Raw genomic sequence first — 15,496 nt, forward strand, 5'->3', positions numbered from 1 at the left:
AACCCGACCGACAGCGTTATCCCGATTTAAGTGATTTTTTTATCGCTATAATTTTATCGGGATTAAGCAAAGGGCGGGACTGGTATAACCGAAGCACCACAGGCCTTGCTTTTCTAAAAAGAATAAGAGAATTTATAGCATGAGATTGCTTTCCCGAAAAATCGGGACAGGCTGTCGTTCCTCCTCGCATCCGATAGCTATCGGATGACGATTTTATTTAGAAAATCAGACGAGGTTTTTTAACCCATCGAATATACTTTCGAAAAAGGTAGAAAGGTTTAAGCCATTGCTGTGGTTAAAATACACAAATACCAGAAAAACAATGACCACAAATATGATCAGTTTGCGGAAGGCAAAGGCAATAATTACCAGTATAATCGGAATGATGAAAAGCCATAAACTATTTATGGCATACGGACTTAAATCGGTATCTTTTTTATATACATACACCAGTTTGCTGTGGGTGCCAGAGTCGTTTTGATGTTTGATGTAAACGAAGGTAGATTTATCGATGGGTAAAGGTAGCACGGCTATGCCATCATTAAATTTTAATACCTGTGTAAAACCACTTACACTAAAGGTGTAGATTCCGTTTATGTTTTCGTTGGGGTTGTTTAAAGAATCGGCTGCTATAATGGCCAGTTTGTTGTTTTTAAGCAAATTTTCTTTTACCAGAAAATTATTGATTGCTGCGGTTTGTGCATGGCTGAAAAACCCGATTAAACACAGTGAAAGCAAGAGTAAGATTCGTTTCATTCGATAGAACGTTTATTGTAAATTAAATAACCGATATGCAATAATACACCATTTCTTTTAACTGCATCATTATATAAATTATAACTTAGGCTTACAGGGCCGAGCGGTGAATGGTAAACTAAACCTGCAGTACCTGCATAGCGTATTTTTGTGATGGCTTTGGCATAATCTACATCCTGAAAATTATTCAGCTCAAACTCCTTATGGGGTAAAAATAAATAACCTTCCAATCTAAAATCGAGATTTTTTTTAACATTATAAATGTTTTTTATTCCGCCAGCAGCATAGGTTGTGGCCCTAAATTTATCCAGGAATAACGATCTGCTATCTTGCAAAGGATAAAAGGCTGGAGCAGTTAAAAGCGTAGCGTAATAATTGCTAAATAAAGGTTGGTTAGAGAAAACGCCTTCCACAATATAACCCAATGTATATTTTTTGATGTGTAAAAAGTAGTTTTCCTGGGTAAGTTTTATGCTTCCCCATTGACGCAAATGACTACTGCCCGGAATTTTAACAAAACCCGGAGTGGTTCGGAAAATATTGCCGGGATTATAGTTTTCGCGGCCTGTGGTGTAATTGAAACTTAGCGAAAAGCTTTGACCTCTGCTGGCATACTGTTTCCGGTTTAACGAATTTTTTTCGAGATTTAAGGATCCCCTAAACCCATTAAAAATAGTTTGATCGAGCAGATCGCCTACCGCAAAGGTATTGTTTGGGCTATAGCGATCATTATTATTTATAAAAGTAGAATGAAGAACAATTTTGGTATTGTAATTTAAAGGCATTCCCATCATAAGGTCAATCTTACGGTCAGATTGTTCGATGTAAATGGGGCGTGGGTTTTCGATAAATATCTGGCTGGTATTATAAAAATTCCAGTGATTATAGGTTAACTCCGCGGCCAGAAACAAGGGAAGTCTGGTTGGATAATCTACCCGGCCATTAACCTGTACCGATTCGTAAAAGCGGCCAGAGTAAAAGCTGGTTCCAAAAGTATACGATTTTCGGTTGAGGTAATTGTACTGAGCACCCAAAAAAACATTGCTGATGGGCCTTGTAGATATATTGCCGCCTAATTCGAGTTTAAAGCTCTTTTTCGGCTGTGCCACCACCTCAAAAGTATAACTGTCTGTTGCTGCCTGATATGAAATTTTAGGAAATACGGTTTCGAAAGTTTGGTCGGCAACCAGTTTATAATACCCACGTTTAATATCCTGCAGGTTAAAAGTAACTTTATCGCTTTTGAAAAGCCTTTCTACATATTTTTTTTGCTGACTGTTTACACCGGTTACAATGATGTTGCTGAACTTTAGATCTGGCTTTCTCGCATTAAATTTTTCCCTTCTTTGTGCCAGTTCTTCATCGCTCACTCTTTTGCTGATTAAAGCTTTAATCCTTGGCATATCGGCTATTGTTGCATCATAGCCTTTTTTAATCAGCTCTTCTACAGGAGCAAAATTAGTTACGCTATAAGTAGCCAGATTGGGCTGGATGTATACGCCATTTTTTCCGATCATGGTTGAATCTGATTTGGATAGAAACATGTATACCAAAAAGCGGTTCATTAAACGATCGTCGATGTTTTTAGGGTATTCGTTATAGGTTTTTGAAGAAACATTGGCGCCGATCACATAATCAGGCTTAAAGTCTCTTTCCATTACATCAGCAGGGAAATTATTGTAAAGCCCCCCATCAAAAACATATTTTCCATCTAGTTTAATGGGCCGGTAGATAATCGGAACCGTCATGGTTGCCCTTACTGCTTCTGCTAAACTTCCCTTGCTCACTGTGATACTTTTTTGCGAAAGTACATCTGCAACCATACAACGATAGGGAACAAAAAGATTATCGAAATTGTCTTTAGAAACGGCTGAAGCCTGGGCAAAAAGCTCAAGAAAGGCAAAATTTAATGGAATATCGTTAATGAGGTTAGAACGGAAGCTAAAATGGAAACCCGTATCAATTGCCACTTTTGCGCTAAGCATAGAGGCATTGGGCGCATTTTTCTGAAAGAAAAAGGTGTAATCGCTGGTGTACCGCCCATTTACCCAATTTTGGAAGTCGTTGCTTAGTGCAATTTTTTCTATCTCCGCCGGGCTATAACCTGCAGCATACATGGCGCCAACTATGCCACCCATCGATGTGCCTGTAATGTAATCGATAGGGATGTGGTTTTCTTCTAAAGCCTTTAATGTGCCAATGTGCGCCAATCCTTTTGCGCCACCACCGCTAAACACAAGACCTACCTTTTGCGCCTGCAATTGGTTACAGCACAGAACGAAGAGGATCAGCAAAAATCTTTTAAAAGTTACCACCCTTAAAAATAGGGTTTTCTTTTAAAATTAGTTCAATATGAAAATGTTGTATGTTAAAAATGATGCAAAACTTACCCAAAGGATGTAGGGGATGAATATTAAACCCGCCCATTTGTTTATTTTATAGAACATGGATGCATTGATGACAATGATGATCAACAGTAAAATAATTTCGGCCAGGGCAAAACCTAGCTCGTGCAGGTAAAAGAAAATAAACGACCAGCCCAAATTTAAAATTAACTGGATTAAATAAATGGCAACTGTTCGCGGGAAATGAACAATTTTATCGCGTCTAATCCACACCAGATAAGCCGCAATACCAATAAGTATATATAGTGTAGTCCAAACAGGTGCAAAAAGCCAGTTTGGTGGATTAAAGGACGGTTTGTTTAACGTTGGGTACCAGGTTTTAACTGATTGAGCGGTTGCCCACCCTCCTAAAGCACCAACACCCAGTGTGATGGCTATATTTACAAGAAAAGCTACAGGTTTAAATTTCATGCGCTAAATTTGAGTTTAAACAACGGTAAACCCCAAAAGTTTTATTACCTGCCAATTCCTGGCACTATTGGTAGGCTTTCAGTGTCGTCATTTCCGATGCTTTGTACCGCAAATAAATAATTGTCTTTACTATAAGGTAATCGTAATTCGGTGGCAGAAGTGAAAAATTTCTTTTCCCAAATGGCGCTGCTGGTTTCGCGCATTAAAACATAATAGCCCTTTACTGCGCCATTAACAGGTGCTTTCCAGTATAAAAAGGTAGAGTTGCTCAGGTTTTTTACATCAACTTTTACTTCGCTAGGGCTTGAGGGTGCTTTGGCCAGATTGGCCAAAACCGCAATATTTACACCTGTATTTTTACGTAAATATTCGAAATCCATAAATTCCTGAAGGTCGCCATACCTAACGCCTTTCTCAGTTCTAAGGTCTTGGTGCTGGTGATCGAAGTTTTCGTTCATTTCGGTTATGCGAACCGCTGTAAATCCATTTTCTACGAATGGAGTATGATCTCCACCCCGGAGAAATCTGTCGTTCCTGTAAATTAATTTAATTTCTAACTGATCTACATAACGCTCGCCAATTTCTTTAACATACCGTGCCAACTGACGGCTTTTGCCATCGTTTTCTAAACCAAACTGACGGATGCTCTTCGCATTTTTATCCAGATCAAAGCTGGGTAAGCCCTCACTAAATACACGGAGCCTGGTATTGTCGATGATTTGCGTTTCGCTACTGTTGTTGCTGCCAATCATATCATTGTTTAACATGGCATCTACATTCCAGTTTTCTTTTTTTGCTTTTGCAGCCATAAAACCAGAGCCTAATAACGATTGTTCCTCACCGCTTACGGCTACAAAAATTATGGTGGCAGAAAATTTAAATTGACTCATAATTCTTGCAGCCTCAATTACGCCCGCAACACCACTGCCATCATCATTGGCGCCAGGTGCATCACTGGTTCTGTTCATTACATCGGTAACTCGGCTATCGAGGTGTCCGCTCACCACATAAACACGTTTGTCGTTTGCATCAGTGCCTTTTAATATGGCTACAGCATTGCCTAAAAGTGTAGGCTGATCTACTCTTTTGCCATCAGGTTTAAATGTAATGGTATCCAGGTATGCAGTAAGCCTGCCATCACTTTGCTTTGCAAACTGATTAAACTTATTTACGACCCAATTTCTGGCAGCCCCAATTCCTTTCGTTTTACTTTTAATATCACTAAGCGTATTTCTTGTTCCGAAAGAAACCATTTTACTGATATATGATTTTAGCGAATCCTGATTTACAGCTTTAACCATTTTATCAATATCCTGATTTCGGTTAACCACAACCTGTGCCTGTAGAGATAAACTTATAGTAACAAGAAGTAGGAGAGTGTAGATTTTTTTCATCTGTCGTTTTTTTCAGAAACAATGATTTTATTTAAAAACGAATATATTGAATGATTCCTTGAATACAGGCGGTATAAACCTAATCTCTTGTAACATTTTGGGCATAAAAAAACCCTTTGAAATTAATCAAAGGGCCTCAAATTTAATTTTAATATTACCTTGCCACAGTTAATGCAAGTTCTTGTGTGCGGTTCCAGTTGCCGAAAGCTTTTTTAGCTGAAGCTTTGGCTGTATTTAATTCAACATCTCCGGCAATCGTTAAAAATGTTTTTTCTGGAGAAATCTGGCTGTAAAAGTTTTTAATATCTGCCAAGGTTAATGTATTAATCGAATTTTCATTTACCGTTTGGTCATAATCGTAATCCTGCAATTTTATACTGGCAATTAACTTAGCTTTAGCCGTATTAAAAGTTTTTTGGTCGAAGCTTGCATTTTGAATTACCGAGGCCATTGTTGCCAGGTCGTTCTCAAGATCTGCATTTAATGTAGCCAGCTTGCCGCTGTTATCCTTAAAGCTAATATTTGAGTTTTTACTTAGGTTTTCGTTTAACACGGCGTTTAACAGCTCCACTATGCCGTCTTTTTTGCCCTGAAAAGCCTTAGTATCTAATGTAAAGCTAGAATATGCCTTTGGCGAACGTTCGTTCTCTGAAATAATGATATTCATGCCATTCTTAAGTTTATAGCTAACAGGCTCTTTAAAGTTTTGAGCTTTCGCACTATAAACCGATAAGATACTTAATGCAGCGAATGCAATTGTTTTAATGTTGTTCATTTTATTTTTTTTATTTTTTATGGTTGATGATTTCTCTTTAGTGTATTATAAGTTTACTTCTGAATGGTTTTTTTGACTATATGTAGTCAGTGGAAAGGCAAAAATATTAGACGATTGGGGTAGTGCGCGCTTTGAAAATGGGGTATATTTTTTACAAATATATATTTTATTCATTTTGTTCATTATTTATTTGTGAAAATATTCTCCAGGTTATGCTGAGTTTTAATTGCAACGATAATCTGATCGTAATGAATCGTTTAATAGTTGATGATCATGTAATCGCCAGATATATCGTGAGCCGCCTTTTGCAGGTTGATCCGGCTTAAAAATTGATTGCTGAATGTACTTGTTTGACATAAAATGCTTTCAAACATTTATGTAATGAGTTTAGGTCGTAAACTGAGCGCGCGCCTACAGACTATTGAGGATGATGGTTTAACTTGCAGATCAATATAAGTATGGGTAAGGCTGATTACCATGATCCGCGAAAAGGATAAAAAAGAAGCAAAAGTGTTTTAAAACAATAATCGGTCTCTGCTAAAAATTTTTAGTTTATGCCGGTTGAAATTCATTAGGAGGCATACAGGTGATCAGATGCCGATTTTAAACGGATATCTTCAATAAAGTCTTTTATTTCCCTGATGGTTTCTTCTGGTTCGCTAATGTGCGGAAAATGCCCTGTGGCTTTCATTACAACCAAAAAATTCTCTGGTGTATTTTTATGGATAAATTCGCCGGCTGATAAAGGAGCCATAATATCGTTCGAACTTTGCAGGGTAAGGCTTGGCACACCGAGGTTTTTTAATTTGTCTCTATAATCGGCCTTAAAAGTTGCCATTGCAAAGGCCAGGGCCACGTTTGGGTCGGTAGCTTCAAAACATTCCTGTAAAAAGTCAGCTAATTCGGGTTTTAAGGGGGTATTCATTACTACCGGTGCCAATTGCTTGCTCCAGGCTACATAATCATCTGCTATGTGCTCAAATATAGTTTCAATATCTTCAATATTAAATCCACCTATATAATCACGATCATTTAAGTACCTCGGCGAAGGACCAATAAAAACTAATTTTTTAAATGCTTCTGGCATCTGTAATGCGGCAATCATGCCAATCATGCTGCTTACCGAGTGACCAACAAAAATAATGTTGTTTAAATCAAGCGCTTCTATAATATCGATTACATCACAGGCATATCCTTCGAGTGTAGCATATTTACGTTGGTCGTATTGGCTTAGGTCTGAATCGCCAGATCCAACATAATCAAATAGTATTACTTTGTAGTCATTGAGAAAAGCATCTGTAATAAATTTCCAAGAACTTTGCGCACAGCCAAAGCCATGGGCAAATACAATTACCTGACTACCTTCGCCAAGGATTTTAACGTTGTTTCTGATGAGAATAGGATGCAAGATATTTGGTTTAAAATTCTTACTTAAGTTAAGCAATGTTATTTATGTTTTTCTTAAAAAATAAATAATGAACACAATGCATTGCTGATTAGCGAATATTTTATGTTTTGCACTTAATTGTTATCTTGCGTTATATCTATACTAAAACGATTAAGTTGTATGAGAAACAGTATTTCTATATTATTGATAATATGCTTTTCAGCATGCTATGCGCAAAGCCAGGTAAACCTAAAATCATTTAAAACCAACGGTGCAACAGTTTCTTCCAGTCAAAAAGAACTCATGCTCACCTGGCCAGCTGGTAAAGGAACCCTAGGTAAAATGATTTTAGATCTTGATCGTACCAAACCATTGTTTAAAAGTTTGCTGTTAGGTAAGCAAGGCGCCTTAAAAGAAGTTGCTGCTCATCTTGACCCTGGATTTGTGCTGAGAATAGGTAAACGCACTTTAAGTCCAACCAGTGGGGGCTGGGATGTTTTTTTCGACCGGGTTCCAACCAGACCATATACCACAAACGTTGTAAAATTCAAAAAAGGGGCAGCCAGTGTTTCTACGAAGGGCTCGCAAACTGTGGTGCGAATAAATGGAGTTCAATGCGAAAACTTTAGCGGTGCTTTAGAAATAACACTTTACAATGGAAGCCCTTTGTTTAATGTGGCTGCAGTTGTATCAACCCCAAAAGATTCTACAGCCATTTTATACGATGCCGGATTGCTTAGCAAAAAAGATATCTGGTCTAATATCGCTTGGTCTGATGTAAAAGGAAATCTTCAGCGCGAAAAGGCAGCACAAGCAGATCCAAGTAAAAACTTGGAAGTAAAATACCGTACCGTTATCGGCGAAAATAATGGTGGAAGTTTGGCCGTTTTTCCTGCTCCGCATCAATACTTCTATCCCTTAGATGAAGCTTTTAACCTTAAATTTACCTGGAAAGGAAGCAACTATTTAAACTTAATCCCCGACTTTGGTATTGGGATCAGGCAGGATCCATTGGGCGATAAACGTTATGTGCCCTGGTTTAATGCACCACCAAATACCCAACAGCGTCTTAATTTTTTCTGTTTATTGAGCACTGGGAAGGCAGGAGCAGCATTGGATGAAGTTAAAAAGTTTACGCACAATGATACTTATGTGCCCTTGGCAGGTTATAAAACAATGGCTAGCCATTTCCATAATGAGTTTATTTCGGACGTAGTGCTGAGTGGAAAAGCCGTTCCGGAAAAGCCCGAATTTGTTGAGGTATTGAAAAAGGCGGGTTTAAATATTGTTAAGCTTGCCGAATTTCACGGACCAGGCCACCCTAAAGGACCAGATTCGGTACGTTTAAAAGAACTAGATGCCTTGTTTAAACAAACCAAAAGGTTATCTGATCCAAATTTTTTATTGTTACCAGGAGAAGAAGCCAATAATTTTTATGGTGGACATTGGCTGGCATTTTTTCCTAAACCAATTTATTGGATTATGTCGAGAAAAAGCGATCAGCCTTTCGAAACCCACGATCCTAAATATGGTAAAGTTTACCGCATTAATGATAAAGCAGAAATGCTTAAACTATTGGAACAAGAACATGGCTTAGCCTGGACTGCCCATGCCCGAACAAAGGCTTCGACAGGTTATCCAGATAAATATAAAGAAGAAGACTTTTTTAAATCGGAGACTTTTATGGGCGCAGCCTGGAAGGCCATTCCAGGGGATCTTTCGTTGCCAACGTTGAGTAAACGGGTATTGAACCTGATGGATGATATGGCCAACTGGGGTTTGAAAAAACACATTATTTCAGAGGCTGATATCTTTACCATTACTGAGCAAAATGAAATGTATGCACATTTAAACGTGAATTATTTGCAGTTGGATAAGGTACCTAATTATGCCGATGGCTGGCAGCCTGTTTTAGATGTAATGCGGAAAGGGAAGTTTTTTGTATCGACAGGTGAGGTATTGATCCCGAGTTTTAATGTTAATGGAAAAGGAGCGGGAGAGACTTTGAAGATTGATAATAGTGGAAAAGCAAAGATAAATATGCAACTCAACTGGACATTCCCCTTAAGCTCTGTCGAAATTGTATCGGGTGATGGAACGAAGGTTTATCGCAACCGTATTAATTTAAACGATACCCAGGCTTTCGGCAAAAAGGATTACAGTTGGGCAGTTAATTTAAAAGGCCGGCATTGGGTAAGGGTAGAGGCATGGGATGTTGCAACCAATGGTGCTTTTACACAAATGGTTTGGTTAGAGTAGTTTTACTGTCTTTCTGAGGGTTAATTTATTGTGTAAAACCAACATGAATGAGGGATTTTAACGTATTGATAGGCCCGCGAAGAATCGTCATCTCGACCGTAGTGGAGAGATCTTTTAATATAGTCCAAAGATCTCTCCATTACGCGTTGCTTCGGTCGAGATGACGACCGATTTTTAGAATCTGTTATCGATAAGAATCTTTGCAGTTTGCTGAAAGCTATCATTTTACTAGATATTTATATTGTAAAGTAAGGATTTAATATATACATTGAATAGTAATCCCATTATTGGGCAGATTCTTCACTGCGTTCAGAATGACAGCCGTTTTCAAAATGATATTGCGTTACTGCATCAATTCTAAACCTTCTAATAGCGAGATAAAAAAAGGTAATGGAATATAAACCTGCCAACAATCCCGCACATACAGCAGATGGTGTAATTCCGAAATCGTGATTTTTAGGAAAAGAGAAGTGCAGTGTGAGCATCAATGCAAATACCACCAAAATGCTGTACAAGCCATTTAAACCTGCTTTTTTCAATATAAAAGGATAACCTGTAATTTTTTCGTCTATCTTATAGTTAATGGCGCCAGAGTGTTGCAGTAATTTTATTTTTTTTAAAATATCAAGGGTAATCATGAAGGGCAGGAGCAACGACATTGGCAATAAAAACCTGGCCAGATTTTGCTCTCCACTAAATAAATGCACCGAATTTTGCGCTTTAAAAGCAAAATATGGCACTATAGTATTCAATGCCGTGTTTGGGATAAGGTGTATCAGCAGGTTTTTGCGCACAAACTTTCGCCAGTTCGACACTTTTGCCCGCTCATCGTATTCCACTTTATCAGACATTGGCCAATTCGTTTAAATTTTCCTTAATCAGTTCCATTACCCTGTCTTTGATCTGCCAGGCTTCAAATTCCCGAAGAAATGATTCGTTTGACATAAAAGAGAAATCCAGCTGTCCGTTAAAAGTGCTGCATACTAAAGTGTTGGCATTTTTCCATGGGAAAGCAACCGTAGGACTATAAATGGTTTCAATCGAAAAATGCTGATAATCCTTCGGGATGTTTAAAAGTCCCATGTTGCTGAGCGTCACATCGTGTGTGCCCTTCGTTGTTTTCAAAAAACCAATCATTTTATTTACTGATGAATGGAAATACTCGCTCATGTTTAACAGGTCGTGGACTTTCATTTCTGCTACTTTTGCTTCCAGATCGGTTTTTAAGGCTCTGGTTTTTGTCCAGAAATCATTTTCGCCTTGCGCTAATTTTAACTCTACAATGGGTGCAAAGGCAAACATGGTATCTTGTTTTATGGCTTCTACAAACCGCCTGATATCAACCGGGCAGATCACTTTGCCATGGGCTTTAGTTCCTTGTACATGTTTAAAAGCTTCCATAAAGGCCACGCAGATGGCTGCGTGCACGGTTGTGTTTTCTTCCTTACACTTAATTAATAGGTTTTTGGTGTCTTCTGCACTGATTTTCCAATGAACGGCGTAATTGCTCCTGTCTATGTTATTGTTTGAAGTAGATTTAAAAAAGAAAAACAAACGGCCAAGCGCTGCAAAAATTTTCCCTTTAAAATGGCCCGCCTTACTGATTACAAAATCTTCTGGTAACAGGTCGCGAACAGAAAGAAATGAAGGATATGGAGCCAGATTTTGCTCAGGATTATCAATCAAAGTCATCAGTTCCCGCATTAAATTTAAAATGGTAGTTCCATCGCAAATACAGTGTGGAAGTACGAGCAAAAGGTCTGATTCGGTTTCGCCTTTTAACCAAACTAACCTGGCTAATGGCTCGTTTGAGGTGTCAAAAAGTTTATACCACTCTATTTTTGATTGAGCCAACCAGCTTTGATCTGTTGGGCGATCAGCAATCCTAACGGGTATTTTTCTGATGTTTTCGTTTCGTACAAAATATGGTGTATTGCCTGTAGCATCGATATCCATTTGCAGCAGTGGATGTTTCTGCTGGATTTTAAACAGTGCCCTGTGCAAATTTTCTTCACTGATTTTACCCGAAATTTTGGCGCCAAAAACACAGTTTAATGGTGTTTTGGCATCTACATGCATTATTCTTTCGCCTAAAATTAATCTTCTTTTCATGCGGTTGCAGTTAAAATCTCGATTGGTTTTTCAACCTGTTCTTTAAGGATAGCTATTACTTTTTCTTTTATGGCTTCTGCTTCTACAAAAGGAACATAACCTTCGCTAGCCACAAAGGTAAAATCCATTTGATTACGGTAGGTGGAGGCAATCATGGTGGTGGTGTTACCTAAGGGGCCCATTACCGAAGGGCTGAATATGGTTTCTACTTCGAAGTTTCGATATTGGTAATCGATGTCTATTTTTCCCAGGTTGGAAAACATACAATCGTTACTCGATTTTCCATATTTTAAGAAATTGGTGAAGTTGTTTAACGCAGGGTGACAGGCTTCCATCATCATCATCAAGCTGTAAGGATTAAGTTTGGCTGATTTATCGTTTACATCTTTTTGTAAGGCCTTAACATTATCAATAAAGTCTTTTTCTGGCAGCAGGGAAAGTACAATCATTAATCCGAAGGCAAAAATGTGGTCTTTTTTAATAATTGGGTTAAAGTTTCTGATATCAACCGGTAATGATATTTTATTAAATGCTTTTTCTTTTCTCACCGCTTTAAATGCCGTTAAAACAGCAGCGCTCAACAAAGTATTTACGGTGAATTGATTGGCTTTGCAAAACTGGATAATCTGCTTGGTAAGTTCCTGATCAAATTTCCATCGGAGCATAAAATCCTTTTTACGTTCTACCGCTACCTTTTTTATTGGGATGATCCAAAGTGCTAAAGTGGCAATTTTGCCGATTAATCCGTTTTTGGCCCTGTTGCGGTAGCTATTTAATACCTTTTTCGGAATCACATCTTTTATATCCATAATTGGAACCTCTTTCCCAATATTGGTGTCGGGGTCATCCAAAAGCTGAAGCAATTCTGTTAAAATAGAAAGTGCCGAAGTGCCATCGCAAAGACAATGGTGATATACCATCAAAAATTCGGATACGTCTTTACCTTTAACCCATGTAATGCGGCAAAGTGGTGCAATTGAAGCATCAAAAACGGTTTTCCATTCATAGGTAGATTCCTCCTCCCAATGCTCATCGTTTAATCTATCTACAATGCGAACTGGAATGCTAAAGGTTTCGGTAAGATTGGTTACAAACCAGGGCCTTTTATCTTCATCAAAACGTATTGCGGCGGTTAACCAGGGGTGTTTTTTTTGGATTTTGAATAAGGCAAACTTTAAATCATCTTCCTTAATTTCTCCCCTGATTTTGAAAGGTATTACAATGTTAAACGGACTGTTTCCATCTCCGTATAACATCCTTTCGCCAAATAATAGTTTTCTTTTCATTTTTTAGTATTATATGGGGTTCGTCATCCCGAATTTAAGCGTTCCGTCATGCTGAACTCGTTTTACAAGTGTAAATAGTGTTTTCAGTTGTCTTGTAGCTACTACGTGGTCAGCATCTCTCCTGCTATTAAGGCCCTGAAATAAATTCAGGGTGACGATCGTACGGGAGGCGTCATCTCGACTGAAGCGTAGTCCCGAATTTTCGGGAGAGAGATCTATGTTAGTTAGATTTCTCGACTGCGTTGCACTCCGCTCGAAATGACGATCGCGTGAGGGCAACGAATCATTAAACCGTTTCAACAACCTGTGCTGTTTTTGCAAAATCTTCCAACAATTGCACCGCCTTGTCATTCCCGCCAGCTTCGATAAATGTTTCTCTTATTTTTAGTGCGGCCTGGCGGTATTTCGGGTTTTCTAAAAGCTCGAAAACGGTATCTCTTAATTCGCTGATGCGTAACCTTTTGTAGCGGATGCTTACTCCACAACCTGCTTGCTCAATTAGTTTAGCAGTATGAAAATGATCGTAGGCAATAGGCGTAATCAACATTGGTAAACCATTGGTGAAGGTATCATTTACCGTATTAAAACCACCATGGCAGATTACCGCATCCATGTGTGGCATCAGCTCAGATTGCGGAACAAAACCGTTTACGATAAAATTATCAGGCCATTGTTCAAAAATATCAGGATTGGTTGCCGCCACGATTGTTACAGGCTGGTTTTCGAAAGCAGTAATCAGTTTCTGGAAAAATTCTTTACGAATATCAACCAGCAAAGTACCTAACGAAACAAAAACTTTAGGAGTGGTGGCCTGACTTAAACGTTCCCAATCAAATGGCGCTAAATTTGGCCTGCCTTTTACCGGACCAACAAAATGCATGTGCGGTGGTTTTTCTTCAAAACCTGCAAATGCCTGTGAAGTGAAAACCATATTTAATTGGTGCGAATGGATGTGAATATCATCGCTATATATGCCTACTTCTCTTTGTAAACCTTTAATTAAGTTTTGTTGCCATTCGAATATTTTGGGTGCACTGTTAGCCGTATCACCCATCACATCTGGTGGCACCGGGGTAGTGGTAACAGATGGTATGCCTTTTAAATGTGCACTTAATGCACCAGCAAAGGTAATGCAGTCATTAATAATTACATCAGGTTTCCAGGCATCAACAAAGTTGTTCAGCCCTTTCATCATCATTTTGGCAAAAGGAACATAGGTTTCTTCGAGGGCAAGCTTCATCACCTCCGGACCAGAACATGCAGGGCCATCATCCTGACGTTTTAAAATGCGTCGTATTTCATCAGCATGCTCAGCCAGATCTTCTTCAGGGTAAATAAATTCGCCGCCTTCAGGTAAATGTACCTTTGCAAGTGGGGTAATACCCAGCCATTTTACTTCATGGCCACGGGCCAATAAACTTGCGCCAATGCTTAAAGTTGGACTGATATGGCCAAAAAAAGGCGGGACAACGAAAAGGAATTTTGACATAATGTATAATTTAACTGATGAATACGTTTGATGTTTTGTTGCTTAAAGCTTCCAATAAATCGGCGGCACTTTCTGTTCCGCCAGCCTGGATAAAAGATTGTTTAATCCGTTCTGCAGCGATTTTATAACTTTCGTTCTGCAGCACTTTGTGTACCGCTTCTTTAAGGTGATTGGCTTTAAAACGGTTAAAGTTTAAACGCTCTCCGGCACCTACCCTGAAAACACGTCCGGCAACATGGCTTTGATCGTATGCTATAGGAATAACCACCATGGGCAGGCCATTCATCAGGGTTTCGCAAACGGTATTGTGTCCGCCATGGCAAACCACGGCATCGAGGTGAGGCAAAAGTTCTAATTGTGGTACCTGGCGCTGCACCGTAAAATTGGCTGGCCATTCCTCAAATAAAGCAGGATCTGAAACGACAACTACATGTAAGTCTTCATTAGCGAAAGCCTCGATTACCTTGGCAAAAAAGGCTTTTTTATGCTCATGATCGAAGGTGGTGCCAATGCTGACCAGTATTTTTGGTTTGCTGGTATGAAATGCTTCCCAGTGGAAAGGAATTGTAGTTTTGCGACGGTTAAAAACCGGGCCTACAAATTTAAAATGCTCTGGTAAATCCATCTCTCCAAAAAAATCTCTGGAGGTAAATACCAAAGTGGCAAGATCAGAGCAGGCAATAGAATCTGTGGTATTTATACCGAATTCTTTTTGCAGGGCTACAATCTGATTTACTTCCCATTCGTGCACTTTGGGCAGCTCGTCCATTACTTTTATGGCTGCAGGTGCGGTAACAGATGTAACATAAGGATAGTTTTTATTGCTTGCGGCAATTGCCCCGGCAAACATTTGATGATCGGTTATCACCACATCGGGTTTGAACTGATCGAGTAAATCGGCAATGCCGTCATAACTGTGCCTGTTAAGCGGAATCAATACTTCCTCGTACAGAAATTTGATGCTATCGATACCGTAAACAATTTTTTTGGTGATGATATCGAGGTATTTTTCTGAATCTTTTTTCTGTTGGTCGTTTTGGTTGTAACTGATCAACAACAACTCACCTCCTGCAGGAAGTTTATCGCTTAATGATTCATCTAAAGTAATCCATCCTACACGGTGGCCTCTTTCAAGCAAGGCTGTACCCATACTTAGCGTAGGGTTAATGTGGCCAGTTAGCGGAGGAACAACAAATACAAATTTTGCCATGTGTGTTTAATT

General features: G+C 38.9%; 12 protein-coding genes. 1 reads left to right on the forward strand and 11 read right to left on the reverse strand.

The window, feature by feature from the left end; all coding sequences use genetic code 11:
* Positions 1-225 precede the first annotated feature (225 nt).
* From AC1DNH_RS18040 to AC1DNH_RS18065, 6 genes are all read right to left on the reverse strand, one after another.
* Positions 226-756, reverse strand: a complete 531-nt coding sequence (locus tag AC1DNH_RS18040) for a hypothetical protein (RefSeq protein ID WP_477580906.1) — start codon at positions 754-756, stop codon at positions 226-228.
* On the reverse strand, positions 753-3,050 hold the full coding sequence (locus AC1DNH_RS18045; protein ID WP_477625547.1) for a patatin-like phospholipase family protein: 2,298 nt from the start codon (positions 3,048-3,050) through the stop codon (positions 753-755). The genes AC1DNH_RS18040 and AC1DNH_RS18045 overlap by 4 nt, the downstream gene beginning before the upstream one ends.
* Before the next feature lie 48 nt (positions 3,051-3,098).
* Entirely contained in the window at positions 3,099-3,572 is a 474-nt protein-coding gene (locus AC1DNH_RS18050) for a TspO/MBR family protein (RefSeq protein WP_477580902.1), read from the reverse strand.
* A 44-nt stretch (positions 3,573-3,616) separates the two neighbouring features.
* The gene (locus tag AC1DNH_RS18055; protein WP_477625548.1) at positions 3,617-4,966 is read right to left on the reverse strand and encodes a M28 family metallopeptidase; all 1,350 of its coding nucleotides are present in this window, start codon (positions 4,964-4,966) and stop codon (positions 3,617-3,619) included.
* A gap of 154 nt (positions 4,967-5,120) precedes the next feature.
* Positions 5,121-5,741, reverse strand: a complete 621-nt coding sequence (locus AC1DNH_RS18060) for a peptidase M16 family protein (protein WP_477580898.1) — start codon at positions 5,739-5,741, stop codon at positions 5,121-5,123.
* 571 nt (positions 5,742-6,312) lie between these two features.
* The gene (locus AC1DNH_RS18065) at positions 6,313-7,149 is read right to left on the reverse strand and encodes an alpha/beta fold hydrolase (protein WP_477580896.1); all 837 of its coding nucleotides are present in this window, start codon (positions 7,147-7,149) and stop codon (positions 6,313-6,315) included.
* Between the two features lie 159 nt (positions 7,150-7,308).
* Between AC1DNH_RS18065 and AC1DNH_RS18070 the strand changes: the two genes are divergently transcribed.
* Positions 7,309-9,387 (forward strand): CehA/McbA family metallohydrolase domain-containing protein, encoded by a 2,079-nt coding sequence (locus AC1DNH_RS18070; protein WP_477625549.1) that lies wholly within the window; start codon positions 7,309-7,311, stop codon positions 9,385-9,387.
* A gap of 284 nt (positions 9,388-9,671) precedes the next feature.
* On the opposite strand, the gene AC1DNH_RS18075 is transcribed toward AC1DNH_RS18070, so the two are convergent.
* The 5 genes from AC1DNH_RS18075 to AC1DNH_RS18095 form a co-directional block, all read right to left on the reverse strand.
* On the reverse strand, positions 9,672-10,238 hold the full coding sequence (locus tag AC1DNH_RS18075) for a hypothetical protein (RefSeq protein ID WP_477608543.1): 567 nt from the start codon (positions 10,236-10,238) through the stop codon (positions 9,672-9,674).
* Complete coding sequence (locus AC1DNH_RS18080) at positions 10,231-11,499, reverse strand: hypothetical protein (protein WP_477608544.1); 1,269 nt, start codon at positions 11,497-11,499, stop codon at positions 10,231-10,233. Before AC1DNH_RS18080 ends, AC1DNH_RS18075 begins: the two co-directional genes overlap by 8 nt.
* Positions 11,496-12,785 carry a condensation domain-containing protein gene (locus tag AC1DNH_RS18085; protein WP_477580883.1) on the reverse strand — a complete coding sequence of 430 codons (1,290 nt, stop codon included), beginning with the start codon at positions 12,783-12,785 and terminating at the stop codon, positions 11,496-11,498. The genes AC1DNH_RS18080 and AC1DNH_RS18085 overlap by 4 nt, the downstream gene beginning before the upstream one ends.
* Positions 12,786-13,071: 286 nt before the next feature.
* Positions 13,072-14,274, reverse strand: a complete 1,203-nt coding sequence (locus AC1DNH_RS18090; protein ID WP_477580885.1) for a glycosyltransferase — start codon at positions 14,272-14,274, stop codon at positions 13,072-13,074.
* Positions 14,275-14,284: 10 nt separating this feature from the next.
* Positions 14,285-15,484 (reverse strand): glycosyltransferase, encoded by a 1,200-nt coding sequence (locus tag AC1DNH_RS18095; protein ID WP_477580887.1) that lies wholly within the window; start codon positions 15,482-15,484, stop codon positions 14,285-14,287.
* Positions 15,485-15,496: the final 12 nt, after the last annotated feature.

Source organism: Pedobacter sp. 01N310 (assembly GCF_056399805.1).

Bases quoted from the DNA above. Each gene is read 5' to 3' on its own strand.
- AC1DNH_RS18040 (WP_477580906.1), bottom strand. From the start codon at position 756: ATGAAACGAATCTTACTCTTGCTTTCACTGTGTTTAATCGGGTTTTTC.
- AC1DNH_RS18050 (WP_477580902.1), bottom strand. From the start codon at position 3,572: ATGAAATTTAAACCTGTAGCTTTTCTTGTAAATATAGCCATCACACTG.
- AC1DNH_RS18055 (WP_477625548.1), bottom strand. From the start codon at position 4,966: ATGAAAAAAATCTACACTCTCCTACTTCTTGTTACTATAAGTTTATCT.
- AC1DNH_RS18060 (WP_477580898.1), bottom strand. From the start codon at position 5,741: ATGAACAACATTAAAACAATTGCATTCGCTGCATTAAGTATCTTATCG.
- AC1DNH_RS18070 (WP_477625549.1), top strand. From the start codon at position 7,309: ATGAGAAACAGTATTTCTATATTATTGATAATATGCTTTTCAGCATGC.
- AC1DNH_RS18075 (WP_477608543.1), bottom strand. From the start codon at position 10,238: ATGTCTGATAAAGTGGAATACGATGAGCGGGCAAAAGTGTCGAACTGG.
- AC1DNH_RS18080 (WP_477608544.1), bottom strand. From the start codon at position 11,499: ATGAAAAGAAGATTAATTTTAGGCGAAAGAATAATGCATGTAGATGCC.
- AC1DNH_RS18085 (WP_477580883.1), bottom strand. From the start codon at position 12,785: ATGAAAAGAAAACTATTATTTGGCGAAAGGATGTTATACGGAGATGGA.
- AC1DNH_RS18090 (WP_477580885.1), bottom strand. From the start codon at position 14,274: ATGTCAAAATTCCTTTTCGTTGTCCCGCCTTTTTTTGGCCATATCAGT.
- AC1DNH_RS18095 (WP_477580887.1), bottom strand. From the start codon at position 15,484: ATGGCAAAATTTGTATTTGTTGTTCCTCCGCTAACTGGCCACATTAAC.